This window comes from Rhizobacter sp., assembly GCA_019635355.1.
GTDB lineage: Bacteria > Pseudomonadota > Gammaproteobacteria > Burkholderiales > Burkholderiaceae_C > Rhizobacter.
On record JAHBZQ010000001.1, the window covers coordinates 3,571,443 to 3,591,715 of the forward strand.

Sequence of the window (20,273 nt, forward strand, 5' to 3'; positions counted from 1 at the left end):
GGCCCCTACGCTGTGCGGCAGATTCGTTGGAAGGAGACCCCCATGATCCGCGCCCTCGCCCTGTTTGCCGTGGTGGTCGTGATCGGCCTGTTCGCGTTGCTGAACTGGACCGCGTTCACCACCCCCACCACGCTGTCGCTGCTCTTCGTCGACGTGCAGGCCCCGCTCGGCCTGATCATGCTGGGGCTGGTGGTGTTCCTCACCCTGCTCTTCACGCTGTGGGCCATCTCGATGCAGGCCTCGACGCTAATGGAAGCGCGCCGCCTCAACCGCGAGCTGCAGGCCCAGCGCGAGCTGGCCGACAAGGCCGAGGCCTCGCGCTTCGTGGAGCTGCGCAGCTACGTGGGCGAGGAGCTGCAGCGTTCGGTGGCCTCGGCCCACCGCGGCCATGAAGAGCTGCTGTCGCGCCTGACCCACCTCGAAGGCGCGCTGCGCCTGGCGCTGGAGCACAACGCGAACTCGGTGGCCGCGAGCCTGGGCGAGTTCGAAGACCGACTGGAGCGCGGCGACCTGCCGCCGCCCGAGATCACCTCGCGCGGCGACACGACGCCGCCGCTGCGCCGCTGAGGCGGGCCGAGCGCCGGGCCGCTCCCAAGTCCTGTCCTGAGGTACCGAAGGGCGGCCCGCATCCCCTCGGGGGATCGGCCGTGTATTCACGGCCGAGGGGTGGTCATTTCCCTTCGTCGGCCACCAGCGTCGGCGTGCCCGCCGGCGGGTGCTCGGCGTGATGGTGGTGCCGCTTGGTGTGCTTCGCCACCCACTGCTCCAGGTCGTCGACGAAGGTGAACACCACCGGGATCACGAGCAGGCTGAGGAAGGTCGAGGTGATCAGCCCGCCGATCACCACGATGGCCATCGGTGAGCGGAAGCTCGGGTCCACGCCCAGGCCAATGGCGATGGGCATCATGCCGGCGCCCATCGCGATGGTGGTCATCACGATCGGACGCGCCCGCTTGTGGCAGGCGTCGAGGATGGCGTCCCAGCGGTCGAGGCCATGCTCGCGCCGCGCCAGCACCACGTAGTCGATCAGCAGGATCGAGTTCTTCGTCGCGATGCCCATCAGCATGATCAGGCCGATCATCGACGGCATCGAGAACGCCGTGTGGGTGACGAAGAGCGCGAGGAAGGCGCCCGGGATCGACAGCACCAGCGCCACCAGGATGGTGGCCGGCTGCACGAAGTCCTTGAAGAGCAGCACCAGCACGATGTAGATGCACAGCACGCCGGTGGCCATCGCCAGCAGGAAGCCCGACACCAGCTCGCCCATCGCCTCGGCGTCGCCCACCTCGGTGTGCGTCACGCCCGAGGGCAGGTTCTTCATGCTGGGCAGGTTGAGCGCCTGCTCCTGCACTTCGCCGAGCGGCTGCTGGTTCAGCTCGATCTCGAAGTTGACGTTGCGGCGGCGGTCGAAACGTGCGATCTCCGCGGGGCCGCTGGCCAGCTCGATGGTGGCCACGTTCGACAGCGGCACCGGCCCGCGCGCGCCGGGCACCGGCAGGCGCGAGAGCACCTCGATGTCTTGGCGGCCGGCGTCCGACAGCTTCACCACCACCGGCACCTGGCGCTCGGAGAGGTTCATCTTCGCGAGGCCCTGGTCGTAGTCGCCGGCGGTCGCGATGCGCAGCGTGTCGGCGATCGCGGCAGACGTGACGCCCAGGTCGGCCGCGCGCGCGAAGTCGGGCCGCACCACCAGCTCGGGCCGCACCAGGCTCGCAGTCGACGTGACCGCGCCGATGCCGGGGATGGTGCGCAGCTCGCGCTCGACCACCGCCGCATGCTGGGCCAGCACACGGCCGTCTTCACCGGCGAGCACCAGCACGTACTTCTCGCTCGACGCGCCGAGGCCCACCTTCACGCGCGCACCGGGCAGCACTTCGAGCGCGGTGCGCAGCTGCGCTTCGACGTCCTGCTTGCTGACGCCCTTGCGGTCGTTGCGGTGCGTCATGTTGATCGTCAGCACCGCTTTGCGCACCTCGGCCGCCCCTTGCGGCGCGAACGGGTCGGCCCCCGCGCTGCCCCCGCCGATGGCGGTGTAGACCATCTTGATCTGCGGGTTCTGCTGCACGATCTCGCGCGCCTGCTCGGCGAGGGCGTAGGTGTCCTTGAAGGTGCTGCCGGGCGGCAGCGTCACGGTCACCTGGGTCTGCGAAAGATCATCGGGCGGGATGAAGCCGGTCGGCAGGAAGGGCACCAGCGCGAACGACCCGACGAAGAACACCGCCGCGCCCAAGAGCGTGAGCAGGCGGTGCTTCAGGCACCAGCTGACCCAGCCCATGTAGACCGTGAGCCACTTGGCATCGGCGTGCTCGCGCTTGGGCTTGCGCAGGATGTAGGCCGCCATCATCGGCGTCAGCATGCGGGCGACCACCAGCGAGAAGAACACCGCGATGGCCGCCGTCCAACCGAACTGCACGAAGAACTTGCCCGGCACGCCGCCCATGAAGGCCGTGGGCAGGAACACCGCGATCAGCGTGAAGGTGGTGGCGATCACCGCCAGGCCGATCTCGTCGGCCGCTTCCATCGCCGCCTGGAAGGGCGTCTTGCCCTCGCGCAGGTGGCGCATGATGTTTTCGATCTCGACGATGGCGTCGTCGACCAGCACCCCCACCACCAGCGAGAGGCTGAGCAGCGTGACCACGTTGATGGTGAAGCCCATTGCGTGCATCACCGCGAAGGTGGGGATGGCCGACAACGGCAGCGCCACCGCCGAGACGATGGTGGCGCGCCCGTCGCGCAGGAAAAGGAACACCACCAGCACGGCGAGGGCTGCACCTTCGTACAGCAGCTTCATCGAGCCGTCGTAGTTCTCGACCACCGGGTCGACGAAGTTGAAGGCCTCGGTGATGGTGATGTCGGGGTGCTCGGCCTTGAGCTTGTCGAGTGCGGCGCGCACGCCGTTGGTGACGTCGATCTCGCTGGCGCCGCGCGAACGCACGATCTCGAAGCTGACCACCGGCTTGCCGTTGAGCAGCGCCGCCTGGCGCCGCTCGGCCACGGTGTCGCTCACCTTGGCGATGGCGTCGAGCCGCACGTGGCGGCCATCGCTGAGCGTGACCTCCATCGCGCCCAGCTCCTGCGCCGTCTGCACGGTGGCGAGCGTGCGCACCGACTGTTCCGCGCCGCCCAGGTCGGCGCGGCCGCCCGAGGCTTCCTGCTGGATCTGGCGCAGCTGGCGCGAGACGTCGGCGGCGGTGATGTTGAGCGCGAGCATGCGCCCCGGGTCGAGCTCGACGCGCACCTCGCGCGAGACACCGCCCACGCGGGTGACGGCGCCCACGCCGTTGACGGCGAGCATGGTCTTCGAGACCTGGTTGTCGATGAACCACGACAGGGCCTCGTCGTCCATGCGCGTGCTGGCGACGGTGTAGGTGAGGATGGGCGTGCCGGCGAGGTTGACCTTCTGGATCACCGGGTCACGCAGGTCGGCCGGCAGGTCGGAGCGCACGCGAGAGACGGCGTCTCGCACTTCGTCGACGGCCTCCTGCGTGGGCTTCTCGAGGCGGAATTCGGCGGTGAGGATGGCGGTGCCGTCCTGCAGCGTGGTGTAGATGTGCTTCAGGCCCTGCACGGTCGCGAGCGAGTTCTCGATCTTGCGCGCGACCTCGGTCTCCATCTGCGCCGGCGAGGCGCCGGGCAGCGAGGCCGTCACCGTGACCATGGGCAGGTCGATGTCGGGGAAGTTCTGGATCTTCATCGCCCGGAAGCCGAGCAGGCCGGCCAGGGTCAGCATGATGAAGAGAAGGATGGCCGGCGTCGGGTTGCGGATCGACCAGGACGAGACGTTGATCATGGGGCGGGTCCTTGTCTCACGCTCACTTCTTGGGTGCGGCGACCGGCTTCACCGCCGCGCTCGGGGCGGTGGGGGTGGCGGCGGCCACCGGCGCCTCGACCACCCGCACCACGTCGCCTTCGGCCAGGAAGCCGCCGCCGGCGGCGACCACCTTGGCCAGTGGGTCGAGGCCGCTCGTGATCTCGACCCGCTCGCCCACACGCCGGCCCACGCCGACCTTGAGCTGCGTGACCTTCGAGTCGGGGCCCACCTTGAGCACGTAGTTGAAGCCGTCGCGCAGCACCACCGCGCCTTGCGGCAGGGTGAGCGCCTCGCTCTGGCCGATGTCGAACTCGCCGCGCGCGTACATGCCGGCCTTCACCTCGGGCGCCGAGGCGAGGTCGACGTAGACGATGCCGTTGCGCGTCTGCGCGTCCACCGTCGGCGCGACGGTGCGCACCTTGCCGCTGACCGGCGCAGCGGTGTTGGTGGCGACCACGCTGGCCACCATGCCGGGCTTGAGGCGCGCGAGGTCGGCCGCCGGCACTTCGGCGCGCCACTCCAGGCGGCCCTGGCGGATCAGGCGGAAGAGCTCCTGCCCGGCCGGCAGCACGGCGCCCACCGTTGCGCTGCGGGCCGAGATGATGCCGTTGTCGGGCGCGACGACCTGCGCATGCGTGACCCGGATCTGCGCGACCTTGTACGAGGCCTTGGCGGCTTCCAGGCGCGCCTGGGCGGTGCGCTCGGCGGTCAGGTAGTTGTTGATCTGCTGGCCCGACAAGGCGCCGGCCGGGCCCAGCTCGCGGGCGCGCTGGGCGTTGGCGGCGGCTTCGCCGAGCATCGCCTCGGCTTCGGCCACCGCGGCCTTGGCCTGCAGCAGGTCGGCCTGCACGGTGTCGCTTGCGAAAACGGCCAGCACCTGGCCTTTCTTCACCACGTCGCCCACGTTGGCGCGCACCTCGGCCAGGCGCAGGCCGTTGGCTTCGGTGCCCACGCTGGCTTCCTGCCAGGCGGCGATGTTGCCGTTGGCGCTGATCTTCATCGGCAGCCGGGTGGTCTGTGCCTGCGTCACCGTGACGGTGAGCGCGGCCTTGGTCGGGGCCGCAGCGGGGGCTTTTGTGTCCTTGGCGTCTTTCTTGGAATCGTCGGCGGCGCGCACGCCCAGCCCGTAGAGGGCAGCGAGCACGAGGGCCAGGGCGGGCAGCAGGACGGTCTTGGGGCGCAGGGTCATGATGGTGTCGAGGCAAAGCGTCGCCGGCAGGAAGCGGGGCGCGATGCTGACACGCCCCAGCTGACAACGAGGTGTCAGGAGCGCACGTCAATGCCGCGCCTGCGGACATGCAGGCTGATGGGTACTGCGGTTCGAACAGGAACGCGCGTCGGTGCGGGTGGCGCGGCCGACGCTGCGCGGCGTGAGCCGGTGATGGTAAACCTGGACGCGCCCAAGCCCTGGCGCGCGTCCACGCGCCAGGGTCGGGCACCTTCATGTTTTCTTAAAGCGCCTGCGGCAGGGTTCAGTGCAGCAGGGACATCTGGCGCGGCGGCTGGGCCGAGCGCTGGCGCAGCACGGCGTGCGGCACATAACCGCGGCTTTCCAGGTTCCAGCCGTCGGTGGCGGCCTCGTCGTTCACCTGCTGGACGTGGGTCGTGCCCAGTTTTCGCGCGCTGGCGCGGGCGACCACGCTCTCGCACTGCTCGGCGGTGAGCAGGCTGGCGAAGGCCGTCCAGCGCTGCAGCGTGAGCGGGTTGCGCCACGCGTCTTCGATGGCCCAGCGGGCGGCCACGCCTTCGGCGCCCTTGGCTTCGAGCACGCGCGGCAGCAGCGCGTGGAAGAAGGTCTGGAAGGCGCGGCGCGCGGCCTTGCCGGGCAGCAGGTCTTCGATGCGGGCGATGCGGTGGCTCCAGCCCGCCACCAGCAGTTGCTGGCTGATGAAGGCCTGCAGCGCTTGCGCGGGGTTGAAGAGGCGCAGCCGATTGGGCGGCAGCACCAAGAGCGGCAGCGTGCAGGCCTCGGCGTGCGCGAGCGGCTCGACGAAGCTGCACAGCGTGGCCACGCGCGACCATTGCGCGGCATTGAGCCCGCCGATGCCGCCGAGCTGGCCGTCTTCGATCAGCTTGGCGAAACGCTGCGCATCGCGGAAGCCGTGCGCGGCTTTGCCGTGGTTGGCCTTGGTGCTGATGATGGCCAGGTTGCCGGCGGCGTAGCCGGCGTCGCTGCGCACCCGGTCGATGGAGGCATCGCTGCCTTCCATCGTGGCGCTGCTGAGCGCCACGCGGGTGATGGGGCAGTGCGTCACGTCGATCTGCTGCAGGTAGTGCGGCGTGACCTGCACCAGCTCGACGCTGCGGCCGCGCAGCCAGGCGTTCAGGCGCAGCTGCAGCCACTTGCGCACGTGGCGGGTGGGCTCGAGCGTGCGGCGGCCGAAGGTGGCCTGGCCGGCGAGCCAGCCGTTGCGCAGCGGCGAGGGCTCCTGGGCGTAAGGCGCGGGCGGCGTGACGGCGTGGTGGGCGTAGTCCCAGCCCAGCTCGAAGCCGATCTGCTCGTGCGTGGTGAGGGTGGTGCTCGCGTTGTGCAGCTCGAAGCTGACTTGATCGATCTTGGCGGGGGACTTGAGTTCGGTGGTCATGGGCGTTCTCCGTTGCGGTGACGCCAGTGTGGCCAGCGGGTAGCTCATCAAATGAGCCAGTGGGCACTGTGGCGCTCTTGCATCACGGGATATCCTCTCGGCCAGTGGCTCATCGGGTGAGCCTGTGGCTTGGGATACGGGAACGCATGGACCGGACTGAACGCTTCTACAAGATCGAACGATTGCTGCGCCATCGCGGCTGCGTGAGCTTCGCGGAGCTGCGGGAAGAGCTCGACGTCTCGCCCGCCACGCTCAAGCGCGACCTGCAATACCTGCGTGACCGGCTCGATGCGCCCATCGTCTACGACCGTTTCGACAACGGCTACCGGTTCGAGCAGGACTCGCAGCACGAGCTGCCGGGCATCTGGTTCAACGAAAAGGAGATCACCGCGCTGCTCACCATGCACCAGCTGATGTCGGGCCTGGACGACGACGGCGTGCTGTCGCGGCACCTGCAGCCGCTGATCGACAAGCTGCAGGGCATGCTCGGCGGCGACGAAGGCGAGTCGCGCGAGCTGATGCGGCGCGTGAAGCTCATCTCCACCGCGCGCCGGCGTGCGCCCAGCCAGCACTTCGAGCTGCTCGGCAGCGCACTGGTGCAACGGAAGCGCGTGTGGCTGCGCTACTTCAAGCGCAGTGACCGCAGCCAGAGCGAACGCCAGGTCTCGCCGCAGCGCCTGGTGAACTACCGCAACACCTGGTACCTCGACGCCTGGTGCCATGCGAGCGAGGGCCTGCGCCGCTTCGCGCTCGACGCCATCCGCGAAGCCAAGGTCGACGAGACGAAAGCGCGCCAGGTGCCGCTGAAGGAACTCGAAGCCGAACTCGACGCCGGCTACGGCATCTACAGCGGCGCCGGCACCAAGGTGAAGTGGGCGACGCTCGTCTTCAACGCCGACGCCGCGCAATGGGTGGCCGTGGAGGAGTGGCACCCCGAGCAGCAGGGCCGCTGGCTGGCCGACGGCCGCTACGAGCTGCGCGTGCCCTACAGCGATCCGACCGAGCTCACGATGGACGTGCTGCGCCACGGCGATTCGGTGGTGGTGACCGGCGACAAGGCCTTCGCCGCCCGCATCGCGCAGCGGCTGCAGCAGGCCGTGAACCAATACGCCTGAGCGCGAGGGATTTCACGTTTTCCCCAGGCGGGTTGCGCGATAACGCGGAACCCGAACGTGTGCCCTTCGGCAACAATGGGCCGGTCAAGCTGCCCGGTAGATGGCGGCTGGCGACCATCATCAGGGAGGTTTTCATCATGTTCATGCGCCCATCGCTGCGTGCGGTGTTCGTCGTGCTGTTGTCCGTCGGCCTGCTGGCGGGCTTGTCGGGCTGCGGCAAACGCAAGGCCGAAGCCACCGTCGTGGCCAGCTTCGAGGCCCCCACCAAGGACGTGGCGAACATGGCCGCCGCGGCGGCCAAGGGCTCGCCCACCCTGAGCGACTGGTACGCCGGCCCCTTCGAGGTCAAACCCGAAGGCGGCGCGCACCTGCTGCGCTGGACCTTCACCGGCGAGGTCACGCGGGCCGGCCCGGTCGAGATCCGCGTCTTCGGCCAGCTGGAGAGCGAGACGCCGAGCGGCAAGGGCCCCGGGCTCGTGCGCTGCAAGGTGGAGAAGGCCGAAGCCACCCCCGGCCCGGCGACCTACAGCTGCGACACGAATCGCTTCCGCACCGAAGACCCGAAGAAGATGCACCTCGCCCCCGTGCTCGAGAAGCTGAGCGGCTTCACGCTCGCGCGCATGCAGCTCGAGGTGATGACCGTGCCGGTGGAAACCTCCGCCTGGGACTGGTTCATCTCCATGCCGCTGCTGGGCCTCGTGATGCTGGGCTTGTGGTGGTTCTTCTTCCGGCGCTGAGATGACGCCGAGCACTCCCGGCGGCGCGCCGAACCTGCTGGCGCAGTGGATCGAGCAACGCTCGCACCGCTGGCACGAAGGCCGCACCGACACGCTGCTGAAATCGAACCCGCTGCAGCGCCTGACACACGCGATGCGCGAGCTGCTCGACGCGCTGGAGCGCAGCGACTTCAGCCGCATGCTGCAGCCGCTCGGCTGGTGGCGGCGCGTGACCGGCGAGCGTGTGCTCAACGAAGTGCGCTTCCGCCTCGCCGACCGCGAGATCGCGCACCTGATGGCCGCCGCCCAGGCCTGCGCCGATCGCCAGCTCGACTGGCATGCGCAATGGCAGTCGATGGTGCGCGAGCACCGCGACTTCGTGCAGGGCCTGGCCGAGCGCATCCGCATCGAAGAGCGGCTGTTGCGAGATGACCCGCCCGAGCACCGCGAAGCCCGCGCGCTGCAGCTGCACAACGCGCAGCTGGTGCTGGTCTCGGCCCAGCTCACCGCGCAGCAGTTCAAGCTGCTGCAGGCCAAGCACGACACCGTGCTCGCCCGCTTCGGCGACATCAAGCACAAGCTGATCCCGCTCTGGCTGGACCAGCTCACCGCCGTGATCCAGGGCCGCGCGCTCAAGGCCGCACACTGGCAGGCGGCCGTGAAGACCTACGAGGCGCTCAGCACCCGGCTGCGCACCGATCTCCAACAGGCCGAGGCCTAGGACGAACGACAGGAGCTGACATGACTTCTTCTTCCCTCACCGACCCGTCTTCCGCCGGCGGCGCCGTGGCCACGATCCCGGCCACCGAGCTGCAGGCGCTGGGCCTCGCGCCAGACGACCTGCCGCGCATTGCCGAGCTCGCGCGCAGCCTCAACCTCGACGACCCGGCCACGCTCTTCGCCTTCGGCGGCGAGGCCACCGATGCCGCGGCGGCCTCGGCCGACGCCCTGCTGGCGCAGGCGCGCAGCTCCGACCTCGACGAGTCGGGCAAGGTGCTCACCAAGGTGCTCGCCGCGGCGCGCTCGGTCAACCTGCAGGGGCTGGAGAGGCGCTCGCGCATCCCGATCATCGGCGGGCTGATCGACAAGCTCACGCTCGCGAAAGACAAGCTCGTCGACGAGTTCTCCAGCGCCAGCAGCCAGATCGACGGCCTCACGAACGAGATCGAGACGCTGCAGGCCACGCTCACCACGCGCCTGGGCTCGCTCGACCAGATGTACCAGGAGGTCGCGGCCGAATACAAGGCGCTCGGCGCGCACATCGCGGCCGGCGACCTGTGCCTGAAGCAGGCTTCGGCCCAGGCGGCGTTGCCGCCGGCGAGCCCGCTCGAAGCCGAGCTGCGCGCCTCGCGCAAGGAGTCGCTGCAGGTGCTGGAAAAGCGCATCGCCGACCTGCGCGTGATGCAGCAGTCGGCCCTGCAGACGCTGCCGGCCATCCGCATGATCCAGGCCAACAGCCGGCTGCAGATCGACAAGTTCAAGACCATCCGCCAGCTGACCATCCCGACGTGGAAGCGCCAGTTCATGCTCGCGCTCTCGCTCAACGAGCAGCGCAACGCCGGGCAGCTGGGCCAGCGCATCGACGAGGCCACCAACGCCATGCTCAAGCGCAATGCCGAGCTGCTGCACACCAACTCGGTGGAGGCGGCCAAGTCGAACCAGCGCCTGGTGATCGACGTCGAGACGCTGCAGCAGGTGCAAGACACGCTGCTCAAGACGGTGCAAGACGTTTTGCAGGTGCAGCAGGACGGTGTGCAGGCGCGCCAGCAGGTGGCCGGCCAGATCGGCCAGATGCGCACGCAGCTGCAGAAGCTGGCCCAAGAGAAGCGCTGAGCGCGGACGGCGATGAGCGGGCCCGACGATCACTTCGACGTCGACCGGGCGCTGGGCCGGCTGGCGCGGCGCGTCGGCTGGCTGCGCTGGGGCGTGATCGGCGGGCTGGCGCTGTGTGCGGGGCTCGGGTGGCTGGTGGCGGACCATGTTTCGCTGATCGCGAGCGACCCGCTGCACCCGGTGGTCTCCAGCGTCGACATCCCGGTGCCGACCCTGAACGCCAGCGGCACGATGGACCGCGACCTGAGCGCCACGGAGCGCGCACTCGCGGTGCTGGGGGCGATCATGTTCATGGTGATCGTCGCGGCCTACCGCTACACCGAAGGCACCCGGCGCTACGTGGTGCTCTGGTGCGGCGCCGGAACCATCGCCCTGGTGCTGCTGGCGCAGTGGGCCACCTCCGGCGACCAGCGGGCCAACCGCGACATCGAGCGTCTGGCCAAGGCCGGTGCCTACCGCGAGCTGTCGGCCCGGGCCAAGGCGCGCCCGCAGATGCCGTATGCCCACTACATCGGTGCGCAGGCGCTGCTCCTGGCGGGCGACAAGGAACAGCTGCGCGCCGAATACGGTGATTGGCTGAAGCGCTGGGGTGACGAGGCGGTGCGCTCTGGCTACGTGGGCGCGCGGCGCGTGCCGCACGGCGTGCCTGAATGGGAGGGCAGCCATGCCTCCGCCCAAGTGATGCGGGCCCTGGAGCTGGCCGCCTTCGGCAACGACGTGACGCCTTATGCGCGCACCTACCTGCGCGACAACCTCGCACGCCTGGCCCATGCGCGCCAGCAGCTGCTCTGGCTCGTGCCCACGCTCTCGATCGCAGGCCTGGCCGCCGTGGGCGTGCTCGTGACCTGGCGCCGCGCGCGGCGCAACCTGCGGCAGGCCGAGCAGTGGGTGGTGCGCTTCGACTACTACCAGGCGGCGCCACCACCGCCCGGCTCGCCCGCCGCCCTCGAGGCCGCTGCGCCGGCCACGCTGCCGCCCCTCGAGTTTCAGGCCGAGAACCCTGTGGTGCGCTGAGCGGGCCCGCCGCGGTACGCTTGCCGGCTTCACCCTGAGGAGACCGTGCATGAAAGCCATCTGGAACGGCGTGACCCTGGCCGAGAGCGACGACACCGTGGTCGTCGAAGGCAACCACTACTTCCCCGAGAGCAGCCTCAAGCGCGAGTACGTGAGCTTCAGCAACCACCGCACGAGCTGTGCGTGGAAAGGGCAGGCGCACTACTACAGCCTGTTCGTCAATGGCGAGATGAACCCCGATGCGGTCTGGTACTACCCCGAGCCGAGCGAGGCCGCGGCGCAGATCAAGGGGCGCGTGGCGTTCTGGAAGGGTGTGAAGGTCGAGGAGTGACCGCCGCGCGTCGGACGACGGCTTGCCGCGACATGGGCTGAACGCCTGGCCGGTGTCGCCTGCGTGTCACATGAATGAGGGGCCCCAGAACTGATCACTCCCCCCTTCGGGGCGAGGCTTCCTGCAAGTGGCTGCAGGCAAGCTCCGCACCGGTTTTTCAGTTGACTTCAACATCATCCAAAGAGGGAGGGAATTCATGTCTCGTCTTGCATCGCTGATGCTGTCCGTGGCGGCGGTCGCCACGTTGGCGGCGTGTGGAGGCGGCGGCTCCGATGCACCGGCTCCGGCGCCTGCGACGCTGAACGGCGTGGCCGCCGTGGGTCGCGCGCTGGCCGGTGCCACCGTCGAAGCACGGTGCCGCGGCGGCTTCACCGGCACGGCCACTGCCAGCGCCAACGGCAGCTACAGCATCCCGTTCACCAGCGGCAGCCTGCCCTGCGTGCTGCGCGCCACCTCGGGCGCCACCGTGCTGCACTCGCTCGCCCGCGGCAGCAACACCGCCCACATCACGCCAGTGAGCCAGCTGGTCGTCGCGCACCTGGCAGGCGTCTCGCCGGCCGGCTACTACGGCAGCTTCAACGACACCGTGGCCGATGGCCTGACCGCCGCGCGTGTCGACGCCGCCCATGCCAGTGTCGTCAACACGCTCAGGAGCGGCGGTGTCGACTTCTCCGCCTTCGGCAACCTGATGACGGCCACGCTGGTGGCGGCCAACGGCGCGAACGCCGGCAATGCCTACGACCAGGCCCTGGACGCGCTGGCGCAGCGCATGACGGCCCGCGGCCTCACGCTCGCCGCGCTGACCGATGCGGTGCTGCGCGGCTCGCCGGCCAACACGGTGCAGACCGTCAACACGCCGTCCTTGCCGCCCCAGTCGCTGCTGCAGCCGGCGGCACCCAGCTGCAACGCGCTGCGCAGCGGCGCCTACCGACTGGTCATTCCCAAGCAGGGCACGATCGCCGGCCAGTTCTCGACCGAGATCATTCGGGTCGACGCGGTGGCGGGCACCATCCTCAATGCCGATGGCGACACCGGCACCTTCGCGCCCGCGGCCGCTGGCAACTGCCTCTTCACCACCGCCAACGGCCAGTTCGCGGTGTCTCCGGCCGGCGTGGTGGTGCTGCGCAGCCAGGAAGACGGCGTGATGCGCCTCGGCGTGGCCTTCCCGGAGCAGGCCCATGCACTGGCCGATCTCGCGGGCAGCTGGCAATCGCTGGGCGTCGACGAGGACACCAACGGCTTCAGCACCGACTCGCTGGCGGCCAACGTGTCGGCTGCGGGCGGCATCACCGCCACCAGCTATTGCGCCGACGTCGTCACCTGCCAGGTGCTCGCGGCGCACCCGCCGGTCACCTTCTCGGTGAACGCCGCCGGCGGCTTCACCTTGACCGACACCACCGGCTGGACGGAGCGCTTCTTCGCCTACCGCTCGGGCAACGGCGACCTCATGTTGGTCGAGCTGATGCACACCGGCGGCTTCGCCCTGTGGACCCCGCAGCGCGCCACCGGCCCGGTGGCCCTGGGCGCGCGCCTGTCCTCGTGGGGCGCCTGGATGGGCCCCGACCTGCAGTCGAACACGGCCTTCCAGTGGACCGACTACACGACCACCGCGTCCGATGCCACCAGCTGGACGCGCGTGAGCGCGAGCACCGGCCACAGCGAGACGCTCACGGCCAACAGCCCGCGCGCAGGCTGGGTCACCCGCCCCGAAACCGTCGCGTCGCTCCCTGGCGGCGGCACGGTGACGGTGCGGGGCTTCAACGGCCTGGTGGTTCGCGGCATGGGCCTCACGGCCCTCTCGATGCCCACGCTGGGTGGTGGCGCGTTCTTCCTGTCGGTCAACCAGCAGTAATCTGCCGCGCCCGCAAAAGGCCCGCTTCGGCGGGCCTTTTTTCATTCGTGCCGCAGCGCGTCGATCGGGTCGAGCTGCGCCGCACGGCGCGCCGGCACGTAGCCGAAGACCACGCCGATGGCGGCCGAGAACACGAAGGCGAGCAGGTTGATGCCGGCGTCGAACACATAGGGCACCGACATCACCTGCGCCAGCACGATGGAGGCGACGGTCGCGAGCGCGATGCCCACCAGCCCGCCGAGTGCCGCGAGCGACACCGCCTCGATGAGGAACTGCAGCAGCACCTCGCGCTCCAGCGCGCCGATGGCCAGGCGCAGGCCGATCTCGCGGGTGCGCTCGGTCACGCTCACCAGCATGATGTTCATGATGCCGATGCCGCCCACCAAGAGGCTCACCGCGGCCACCGCGCCGAGCAGGGTGGTCATCACCTGCGTGGTGCCCGAGAGCGTGTCGGCGAGCTGCTTGGTGTCGAGCACGTTGAAGTTGTCGTCGTCGGCCTCGCTCAGCTTGCGGCGCTCGCGCAGCAGGGTGCCGAGGCTTGCCTTCACGCTGTCGGCGTCGGCGCCGTCCTGCATCGACACGAGCAGGGTGTTGACGCGCTGGTTGCCCGTGACGCGGCGCTGCAGCGTGCGCAGCGGCACCACGACCACGTCGTCCTGGTCGTTGCCCATCGCGGCCTGGCCCTTGGAGGCCATCTCGCCGATCACGGTGCACGAGAACTGCTTCACGCGCACCATCTGGCCGAGCGCGTCGCGCCCGCCGAAGAGTTCGCGCTTGACCGTCTGGCCGATCACGCACACCGCGGCGCCGGCCTGCAGCTCTTCGTCGGCGAAGCGGCGGCCGTTGGCGAGCGTCCAGTTGCTGACGTCGAACCACTCGTTGGTGCTGCCGGTGATGAGGGTCGTCCAGTTCTTGCCGTTGGCCACCACGGTGGTGTTGGTGCGCGCCTCGGGCGCCACCGCGCGGATGCCGCCGATCTGCGTGGCCACCGCCTGCGCGTCGGCTTCCTTGAAGGACGGCGCACCGCCGCCGCCGCCCGGGCCCAGGCGCTGGCCGGGGCGCACCATGAGCAGGTTGGTGCCGAGGCTCGAGATCTGGTTCTGTACCGCCAGCGTCGCGCCGTTGCCGAGCGTGACCATGGTGATGACGGCGCTCACCCCGATCACGATGCCGAGGATGGTGAGGAAGGAGCGCAGCAGGTTGCGCCGGATCGAGCGCAGCGCGAGCAGCAGCGAGCTGAGCCACATCAGGCGGGCTCCTCGGCGTGTGGGGCGGGCACGCCCGGCTGCACGTTGGGCACGTCGCTCTCGATGCGGCCGTCGACGAAGCGCACGATGCGCCGCGCGTAGGCGGCCATGTCGGCCTCGTGCGTCACCATCAGGATGGTGATGCCGCGGTCGGTGTTGAGGTGGCGCAGCAGCTCCATGATCTCGTGGCTGCGCTGGGTGTCGAGGTTGCCGGTGGGTTCGTCGGCGAGCAGCACCGTCGGGTTGGTGACGATGGCGCGGGCGATGGCCACCCGCTGCTGCTGGCCGCCCGAGAGTTCGCCCGGCGTGTGCGTCTCGCGGCCGGTGAGGCCCACCGAGTCGAGCGCCTGCATCGCGAGTGCGTGCCGTTCCTTGGTGGGCACGCCGCGGTAGAGCAGCGGCAGCTCCACGTTCTCGAGCGCGGTGGTGCGCGGCAGCAGGTGGAAGCCCTGGAACACGAAGCCGAAGTACTTGCGGCGCAGCAGCGCCCGCTGGTCGCGGCTCAGGTGCTCGACGTGCGTGCCCTTGAAGAGGTACTCGCCTTCGGTCGGCCGGTCGAGCAGCCCCAGCGCATTCATCGCGGTCGACTTGCCCGAGCCACTCGGACCCATCACGGCGACGAACTCGCCGGCCTGGATGTCGAGGTCGACACCCTTGAGCGCCCACAGCGCGGCCTCGCCTTCGCCGTAGAGGCGTTTGACGCCGCGCAGCCTGATCAGCGGGGTGTCGCTCATTTCGCGGTCGCGCGTTGTTCGGTGATGACGGGCAGGCCTTCCTGCACGCCCTCGCCGCTCACCTCGGTCATGCGGCCGTCGGTGATGCCGGTCGTCACGCGCAGTGGCACGGGCTTGCCGTCTTGCAGCACCCAGAGCTGCTTTTGGCCGGCGGACGGCCCGGCCGCGTCGCCATTGCCACCGCGGCGCTGGCTGCTGCCGCGCGGCATGCGCGGCATCAGGCTGCCGACGATGCCGCTGCCGCCGCCCGCGCCCTGCGCCTTCTGGCCGGGTTGCGAGGGCGTGAAGCGCAAGGCGGTGTTCGGCACCAGCAGCACGTTCTGCCGCTCGGTGGCGGTGATGGTGGCGGTGGCCGTCATGCCGGGGCGAAGCGACAGGTCGGCGTTGTCGACGTCGAGGTAGGTGACGTAGGTGACGACGTTCTCGGTGATGGTCGAGCCGTAGGCCACGCGGGTGATCGTCGCCGGGTAGCGGCGGCCGGGGTAGGCGCTGACGGTGAAGTTGGCCTTCTGGCCGACCTGCACCGCACCCACGTCGGCCTCGTCGACATTGACCTGCAGGCGCAGCTTCGCCAGGTCTTCGGCGATGGTGAAGAGCGTCACGGCCTGCAGCGAGGCGGCCACCGCGTTGCCGGGGTCGACGTTGCGGGTGAGCACCACGCCGTCGGTGGGCGAGCGGATCGAAGCCTTCTTGAGGTTGGTCTCGTCGGTGGAGAGCGCGGCCTGCGCATCGGCCACGGTGGCGCGGGCGCTGGCTTCGTCGGCCTGGGCGCGCTCGACGGTGGCGCGGCCGGTGTCGAGCTCGGCCTTCGAGGGCACCTTGCCGCCCGAGAGGCGCGCCACCTCTTCGAGGCGCGCGAGGTTGCCCTGCGCTTCCTTCAGCGTGGCGCTCGCCTGCGCCACCCGCGCACGGGCCGAGGCCAGCGTGGCGCGCGAGCGCAGGATCTGATCCGACAGCTTGGCGGTGTCGAGCTCCACCAGGACCTGGCCTTTCTTGACGCGGTCGTTCACGTCGACCAGCACGCGCGCCACCGTGCCCGAGAGCTCGCTGCCGATGTTGACGGAGCGGGTGGGTTGCAGGGTGCCGTTGGCGGTGACCTGCAGGCGCAGGGTGCCGCGGGTGACGGGCTGGGTGGCGAAGGTGGGCGCGGCGTTGGCCTCTCGCTGCGACTGCCACCAGACGACGCCGCCGGCCACGAGCGCGAGCGCTGCGGCGATGAGCCAGGTGCGCGGCTGGCGCCACCAGGGACGGGGCGGGGCTTGGTCGAGCAAGGCGTGCAGCTCTTCAGGGTTGGCGTGGGGACTGCGACTCATGACCGTGGGCTTTCGTTCATTGACCAGCCGCCTCCCAGCGCCTTGTAGAGACGCACGTGGTCGGCGCTGAGTTCGGCCTGGGTGCTGGCCAGGCTGTCTTGCGTGCTGAGCAGCGAGCGCTGCGTCTCGAGCACGGTCTGGAAATCGACCAAGCCGCTGCTGTAGCGCTGGTTGGCGAGCAGCGCCGCTTGTTGCGCCGACTCGCTCGCGCTTTGCAGGCGCTGCAGGCGCTCGCGGTTGCCGCGCAGGGCGACGAGGGCGTCTTCCACTTCCTGCAGCGCGTTGAGCACCACGGCCTGGTAGTTGACGCGTGCCTTCTCGAGCGCGGCTTCCTGCGAGCGCACCTGGGCCTTGGCCGCGCCGCCATCGAAGAGCGGCACCGACACACTGCCGAGCAGCGCGCTCACCACCGAGCTGCCGCCGGTGAGCCCGCTGAGCGCGAGCGCCGACAGGCCGACCGAGCCACTCAGGTTGAAGCTCGGGTAACGCGCTGCATCGGCCTGCGAGACGCGCGCGAGCGCGGCCGAGATCTGCTGCTCGGCGACGCGCACATCGGGGCGCTGGCGCAGCGTCTGCGCGGGGATGCTGAGGGCGAGTTCGCCGGGGGGCATGGGCACGGGCGCCGTGGGGGCGAGCCGGTCATGCAGGGCGGTCGGCGGCTGGCCGGTCAGCACGGCCAGCGCATGCTCGGTCTGCGCGACGCTGGTTTCGAGCGAGGGGATCTGTGCGCGTGTCTGCTCGGTGGCGGTGCGGGCCTGCGCGAGTTCGAGCGAGGTGGCGAGGCCGGCCTGCACGCGCCAGTCGGTGATCTGCAGCGTCTCCTGCTGGGCGGCGAGGTTGCGGCGGGCGATGTCGAGCCGGGTCTGCAAGCCGCGCAGCTGCACGTAGCTCACCGCCACTTCGGCGGCGACCGAGACCTGCGTGTCACCGAGGCTCGCCTGGCTGGCCTGCGCTTCGGCTTCGGCCGCCGACAGGCCGGCGCGCTTGCCGCCGAAGACATCGGGCTCCCAGCTGGCGTCGAAGCCGGCCTGGTAGCGGCTGCCGGCGGGCGCATCGCCCGTCTTGCTGTGCTGGACGCTGGCCGAGGCGCCGAGGCTGGGCCCGAGGTTGGCGTCTTGCACGTCGCGCAGCGCCCGCGCCTGGGCGAGCGCCGCCTGCGCGCTGCGCACGGTGGTGTTGGCTTGGAGCGCTTGCGTGACGAGCGCAGTCAGCTGTGGGTCGTCGTAACGCTGCCACCAGTTGGCGAGGGTGTTGGGGCTGCTGGGCATGGGGGCACTGGCCGACCATTGCGCCGGCACGGCCACCGCTGGCAGGGCTTGCTGCCTGGCAGTGAGCGACGCACAGCCGCTCAGGGCGAGGGCCCCGGCCACGGCGGCGAGTGCCCCGAGGTGAAGGCGGGATGAGGAACGTGGAGCCATGACACCAATGTTGCGCGCAGGTGTGACGGGCGCGCTTCGCCTGCGTCAAGGCTTTGTAAAGATGGGGGTCTTTTGTGGGCTTGCTTGCTTGCTTGCTTGCGCTTGAGCGGCGCGCGGGGGCCGGGTGTCGCATTCCGCTCATGTCCTCCGAGAAAGCTCGCTCCCGCGATCTTTCTCTCCCCCTTTACTTCGCTCCATGCGACACCCGGCCCCCGCGCGTGGCACCGGCGTGCTACTTCTGGGTACCCACATCGCTCCGAACTACAGGCGAGCGGCGAGCCGCGTTCCCTGGTCGATCGCCCGCTTTGCATCCAGCTCTGCCGCCTCATCGGCGCCGCCGATGAGGTGCACCGAGACGCCTGCCGCCTTCAAGGGCTCCAACAGCTCGCGCAAAGGCTCCTGCCCCGCGCACAGCACCACGGTGTCGCATTCGATCAGTTGCCCGTCCTTGCGGGCTTCACCGTAGGTGATGAAAAGGCCCTGCGGCGTGATCTGCTCGTAGTTCACGCCGCCGATCATCTCGACGCGTTTCATCTGCAAAGTCGCACGGTGGATCCAGCCGGTGGTCTTACCGAGGGTCTTGCCCAGCTTGCCGGGCTTGCGCTGGAGCAGCGTGACCTGGCGGGCCGGGGGCGTGGGTTGGGCGCGGGTCACGCCGCCGCGCACCTGCTCGGGGTCGGCCACCCCCCACTCGGCGAGCCACTCCTGCAGGTTGAGCGTGGGTGAGTGGCCCGGCGCGGTGACGAGGTACTCGGCCACGTCGAAGCCGATGCCGCCCGCGCCGATGATCGCCACGCGCTCGCCGACGGGCTTCTGGTGCAGCAGCACGTCGATGTAGCTGAGCACGTTGGGGCCGTCGCTGCCGGGGATCTTGGGGTCGCGTGGCGTGACGCCGGTGGCGAGGATCACCTCGTCGAAGCCGCGCAGGTCGTCGGCACTCACGCGGGTGTTCAGCTTCAGGTCGACCCCGGTGGCTTGGAGCCGGTGGGTGAAGTAGCGCAGGGTTTCGCTGAACTCTTCCTTGCCGGGCACACGCTTGGCCATGTTGAACTGGCCGCCGATCTCGGCCGCGGCGTCGAAGAGCGTGACCGTGTGGCCGCGCTCGGCGAGGGTGGTCGAGGCGGCCAAGCCTGCCGGGCCAGCGCCGACGACGGCGATGCGCTTGCGCACCGGCGCGCGGTGCAGGATGAGCGTCGTCTCGTGGCCCGAGCGTGGGTTGACGAGGCAGCTCGCGAGCTGCGCCTTGAAGGTGTGGTCGAGGCAGGCCTGGTTGCAGGCGATGCAGGTGTTGATGGTCTCGGGCTTCGCGGCCGCGGCCTTGTTGACGAACTCGGGGTCGGCCAGCAGCGGGCGCGCGAGGCTCACCATGTCGGCGCAGCCGTCGGCCAGCACCTGCTCGCCGACCTCGGGCATGTTGATGCGGTTGCTGGTGATGAGCGGGATGGTGAGGCCAGCCGCGCGCAGCTCGGCGCGCATCTTCTTCGTCACCCAGGTGAAGGCGCCGCGCGGCACGCTGGTGGCGATCGTCGGGATGCGCGCTTCGTGCCAGCCGATGCCGGTGTTGATGATCGTCGCACCCGCTTGCGCCACGGCCTTGCCGAGCTGCACTGCCTCGGCCCAGGAGCTGCCGTCGGGGATGAGGTCGAGCATCGACAGGCGGTAGATGAGGATGAAGTCCTGGCCCACCGCCTCGCGCACGCGCTGCACGATCTCGACCGGCAGGCGCATGCGGTTCTCATAACTCCCGCCCCACTCGTCGTCGCGCTGGTTGGTGTGGGTGACAAGGAACTGGTTGATGAAGTAGCCCTCGCTGCCCATGATCTCGACGCCGTCGTAGCCGGCTTCGCGTGCCAGCACCGAGCAGCGGATGAAGGCCTTGATCTGGCGCTCGATGCCACGGGCGCTCAAGGCGCGTGGCGTGAAGGGCGAGATGGGCGACTGGATGCGCGACGGCGCCACGCAGAAAGGCTGGTAGCCGTAACGCCCGGTGTGCAGGATCTGCAGCGCGATCTTGCCGCCCTCGGCGTGCACCGCGTCGGTCACGAGCTTGTGGCGCTTGGCGGCTGCGTGGGTGGAGAGCGTGCCGGCGAAGGGTGCCGCCCAGCCTTCGATGTTGGGTGCGAAGCCGCCCGTCACCATGAGTCCCACGCCGCCGCGCGCACGCTCGGCGAAGAAGGCGGCCATGGCGGGGAATTTCTTGCGGCCGTCTTCCAGGCCGGTGTGCATGCTGCCCATCAGCACGCGGTTCTTGAGGGTGGTGAAGCCGAGGTCGAGCGGGGCGAGCAGGTGGGGGTAGGCAGTCAT

16 protein-coding genes are annotated in these 20,273 nt (G+C 69.9%); 8 read left to right on the forward strand and 8 right to left on the reverse strand.

From position 1 onward, the window contains the following. Positions 1-42: 42 nt before the first annotated feature. On the forward strand, positions 43-567 hold the full coding sequence (locus KF892_16335) for a LapA family protein (protein ID MBX3626590.1): 525 nt from the start codon (positions 43-45) through the stop codon (positions 565-567). A gap of 103 nt (positions 568-670) precedes the next feature. On the opposite strand, the gene KF892_16340 is transcribed toward KF892_16335, so the two are convergent. From KF892_16340 to KF892_16350, 3 genes are all read right to left on the reverse strand, one after another. Then, the gene (locus KF892_16340; GenBank protein MBX3626591.1) at positions 671-3,790 is read right to left on the reverse strand and encodes an efflux RND transporter permease subunit; all 3,120 of its coding nucleotides are present in this window, start codon (positions 3,788-3,790) and stop codon (positions 671-673) included. A gap of 22 nt (positions 3,791-3,812) precedes the next feature. After that, positions 3,813-5,000, reverse strand: a complete 1,188-nt coding sequence (locus KF892_16345) for an efflux RND transporter periplasmic adaptor subunit (protein ID MBX3626592.1) — start codon at positions 4,998-5,000, stop codon at positions 3,813-3,815. Positions 5,001-5,283: 283 nt separating this feature from the next. After that, positions 5,284-6,396: a hypothetical protein gene (locus KF892_16350; GenBank protein MBX3626593.1), complete on the reverse strand. Its 1,113-nt coding sequence runs from the start codon at positions 6,394-6,396 to the stop codon at positions 5,284-5,286. A gap of 146 nt (positions 6,397-6,542) precedes the next feature. On the opposite strand from KF892_16350, the gene KF892_16355 reads away from it, so the two are divergent. The 7 genes from KF892_16355 to KF892_16385 all read left to right on the forward strand — a co-directional run bounded on the left by KF892_16355 (position 6,543) and on the right by KF892_16385 (position 13,257). Further along, positions 6,543-7,511 (forward strand): WYL domain-containing protein, encoded by a 969-nt coding sequence (locus KF892_16355; GenBank protein MBX3626594.1) that lies wholly within the window; start codon positions 6,543-6,545, stop codon positions 7,509-7,511. 137 nt (positions 7,512-7,648) lie between these two features. Beyond that, positions 7,649-8,248 (forward strand): hypothetical protein, encoded by a 600-nt coding sequence (locus KF892_16360; protein ID MBX3626595.1) that lies wholly within the window; start codon positions 7,649-7,651, stop codon positions 8,246-8,248. Between the two features lies 1 nt (position 8,249). After that, entirely contained in the window at positions 8,250-8,948 is a 699-nt protein-coding gene (locus KF892_16365) for a hypothetical protein (GenBank protein MBX3626596.1), read from the forward strand. Between the two features lie 20 nt (positions 8,949-8,968). Next, positions 8,969-10,060, forward strand: a complete 1,092-nt coding sequence (locus tag KF892_16370) for a toxic anion resistance protein (protein MBX3626597.1) — start codon at positions 8,969-8,971, stop codon at positions 10,058-10,060. A 12-nt stretch (positions 10,061-10,072) separates the two neighbouring features. Beyond that, positions 10,073-11,074 carry a hypothetical protein gene (locus tag KF892_16375; GenBank protein ID MBX3626598.1) on the forward strand — a complete coding sequence of 334 codons (1,002 nt, stop codon included), beginning with the start codon at positions 10,073-10,075 and terminating at the stop codon, positions 11,072-11,074. A gap of 49 nt (positions 11,075-11,123) precedes the next feature. After that, positions 11,124-11,405, forward strand: a complete 282-nt coding sequence (locus tag KF892_16380; protein MBX3626599.1) for a DUF427 domain-containing protein — start codon at positions 11,124-11,126, stop codon at positions 11,403-11,405. A 196-nt stretch (positions 11,406-11,601) separates the two neighbouring features. After that, complete coding sequence (locus tag KF892_16385; protein MBX3626600.1) at positions 11,602-13,257, forward strand: hypothetical protein; 1,656 nt, start codon at positions 11,602-11,604, stop codon at positions 13,255-13,257. A 41-nt stretch (positions 13,258-13,298) separates the two neighbouring features. On the opposite strand, the gene KF892_16390 is transcribed toward KF892_16385, so the two are convergent. The 5 genes from KF892_16390 to KF892_16410 all read right to left on the reverse strand — a co-directional run bounded on the left by KF892_16390 (position 13,299) and on the right by KF892_16410 (position 20,273). Beyond that, positions 13,299-14,504 (reverse strand): ABC transporter permease, encoded by a 1,206-nt coding sequence (locus tag KF892_16390; GenBank protein ID MBX3626601.1) that lies wholly within the window; start codon positions 14,502-14,504, stop codon positions 13,299-13,301. Further along, positions 14,504-15,238: an ABC transporter ATP-binding protein gene (locus KF892_16395; GenBank protein ID MBX3626602.1), complete on the reverse strand. Its 735-nt coding sequence runs from the start codon at positions 15,236-15,238 to the stop codon at positions 14,504-14,506. Before KF892_16395 ends, KF892_16390 begins: the two co-directional genes overlap by 1 nt. Then, positions 15,235-16,551, reverse strand: coding sequence for an efflux RND transporter periplasmic adaptor subunit (locus tag KF892_16400; GenBank protein ID MBX3626603.1), 1,317 nt, complete (start codon positions 16,549-16,551; stop codon positions 15,235-15,237). Before KF892_16400 ends, KF892_16395 begins: the two co-directional genes overlap by 4 nt. Next, entirely contained in the window at positions 16,548-17,969 is a 1,422-nt protein-coding gene (locus KF892_16405; GenBank protein ID MBX3626604.1) for an efflux transporter outer membrane subunit, read from the reverse strand. The genes KF892_16400 and KF892_16405 overlap by 4 nt, the downstream gene beginning before the upstream one ends. Before the next feature lie 261 nt (positions 17,970-18,230). Next, positions 18,231-20,273 carry an NADPH-dependent 2,4-dienoyl-CoA reductase gene (locus KF892_16410; protein MBX3626605.1) on the reverse strand — a complete coding sequence of 681 codons (2,043 nt, stop codon included), beginning with the start codon at positions 20,271-20,273 and terminating at the stop codon, positions 18,231-18,233.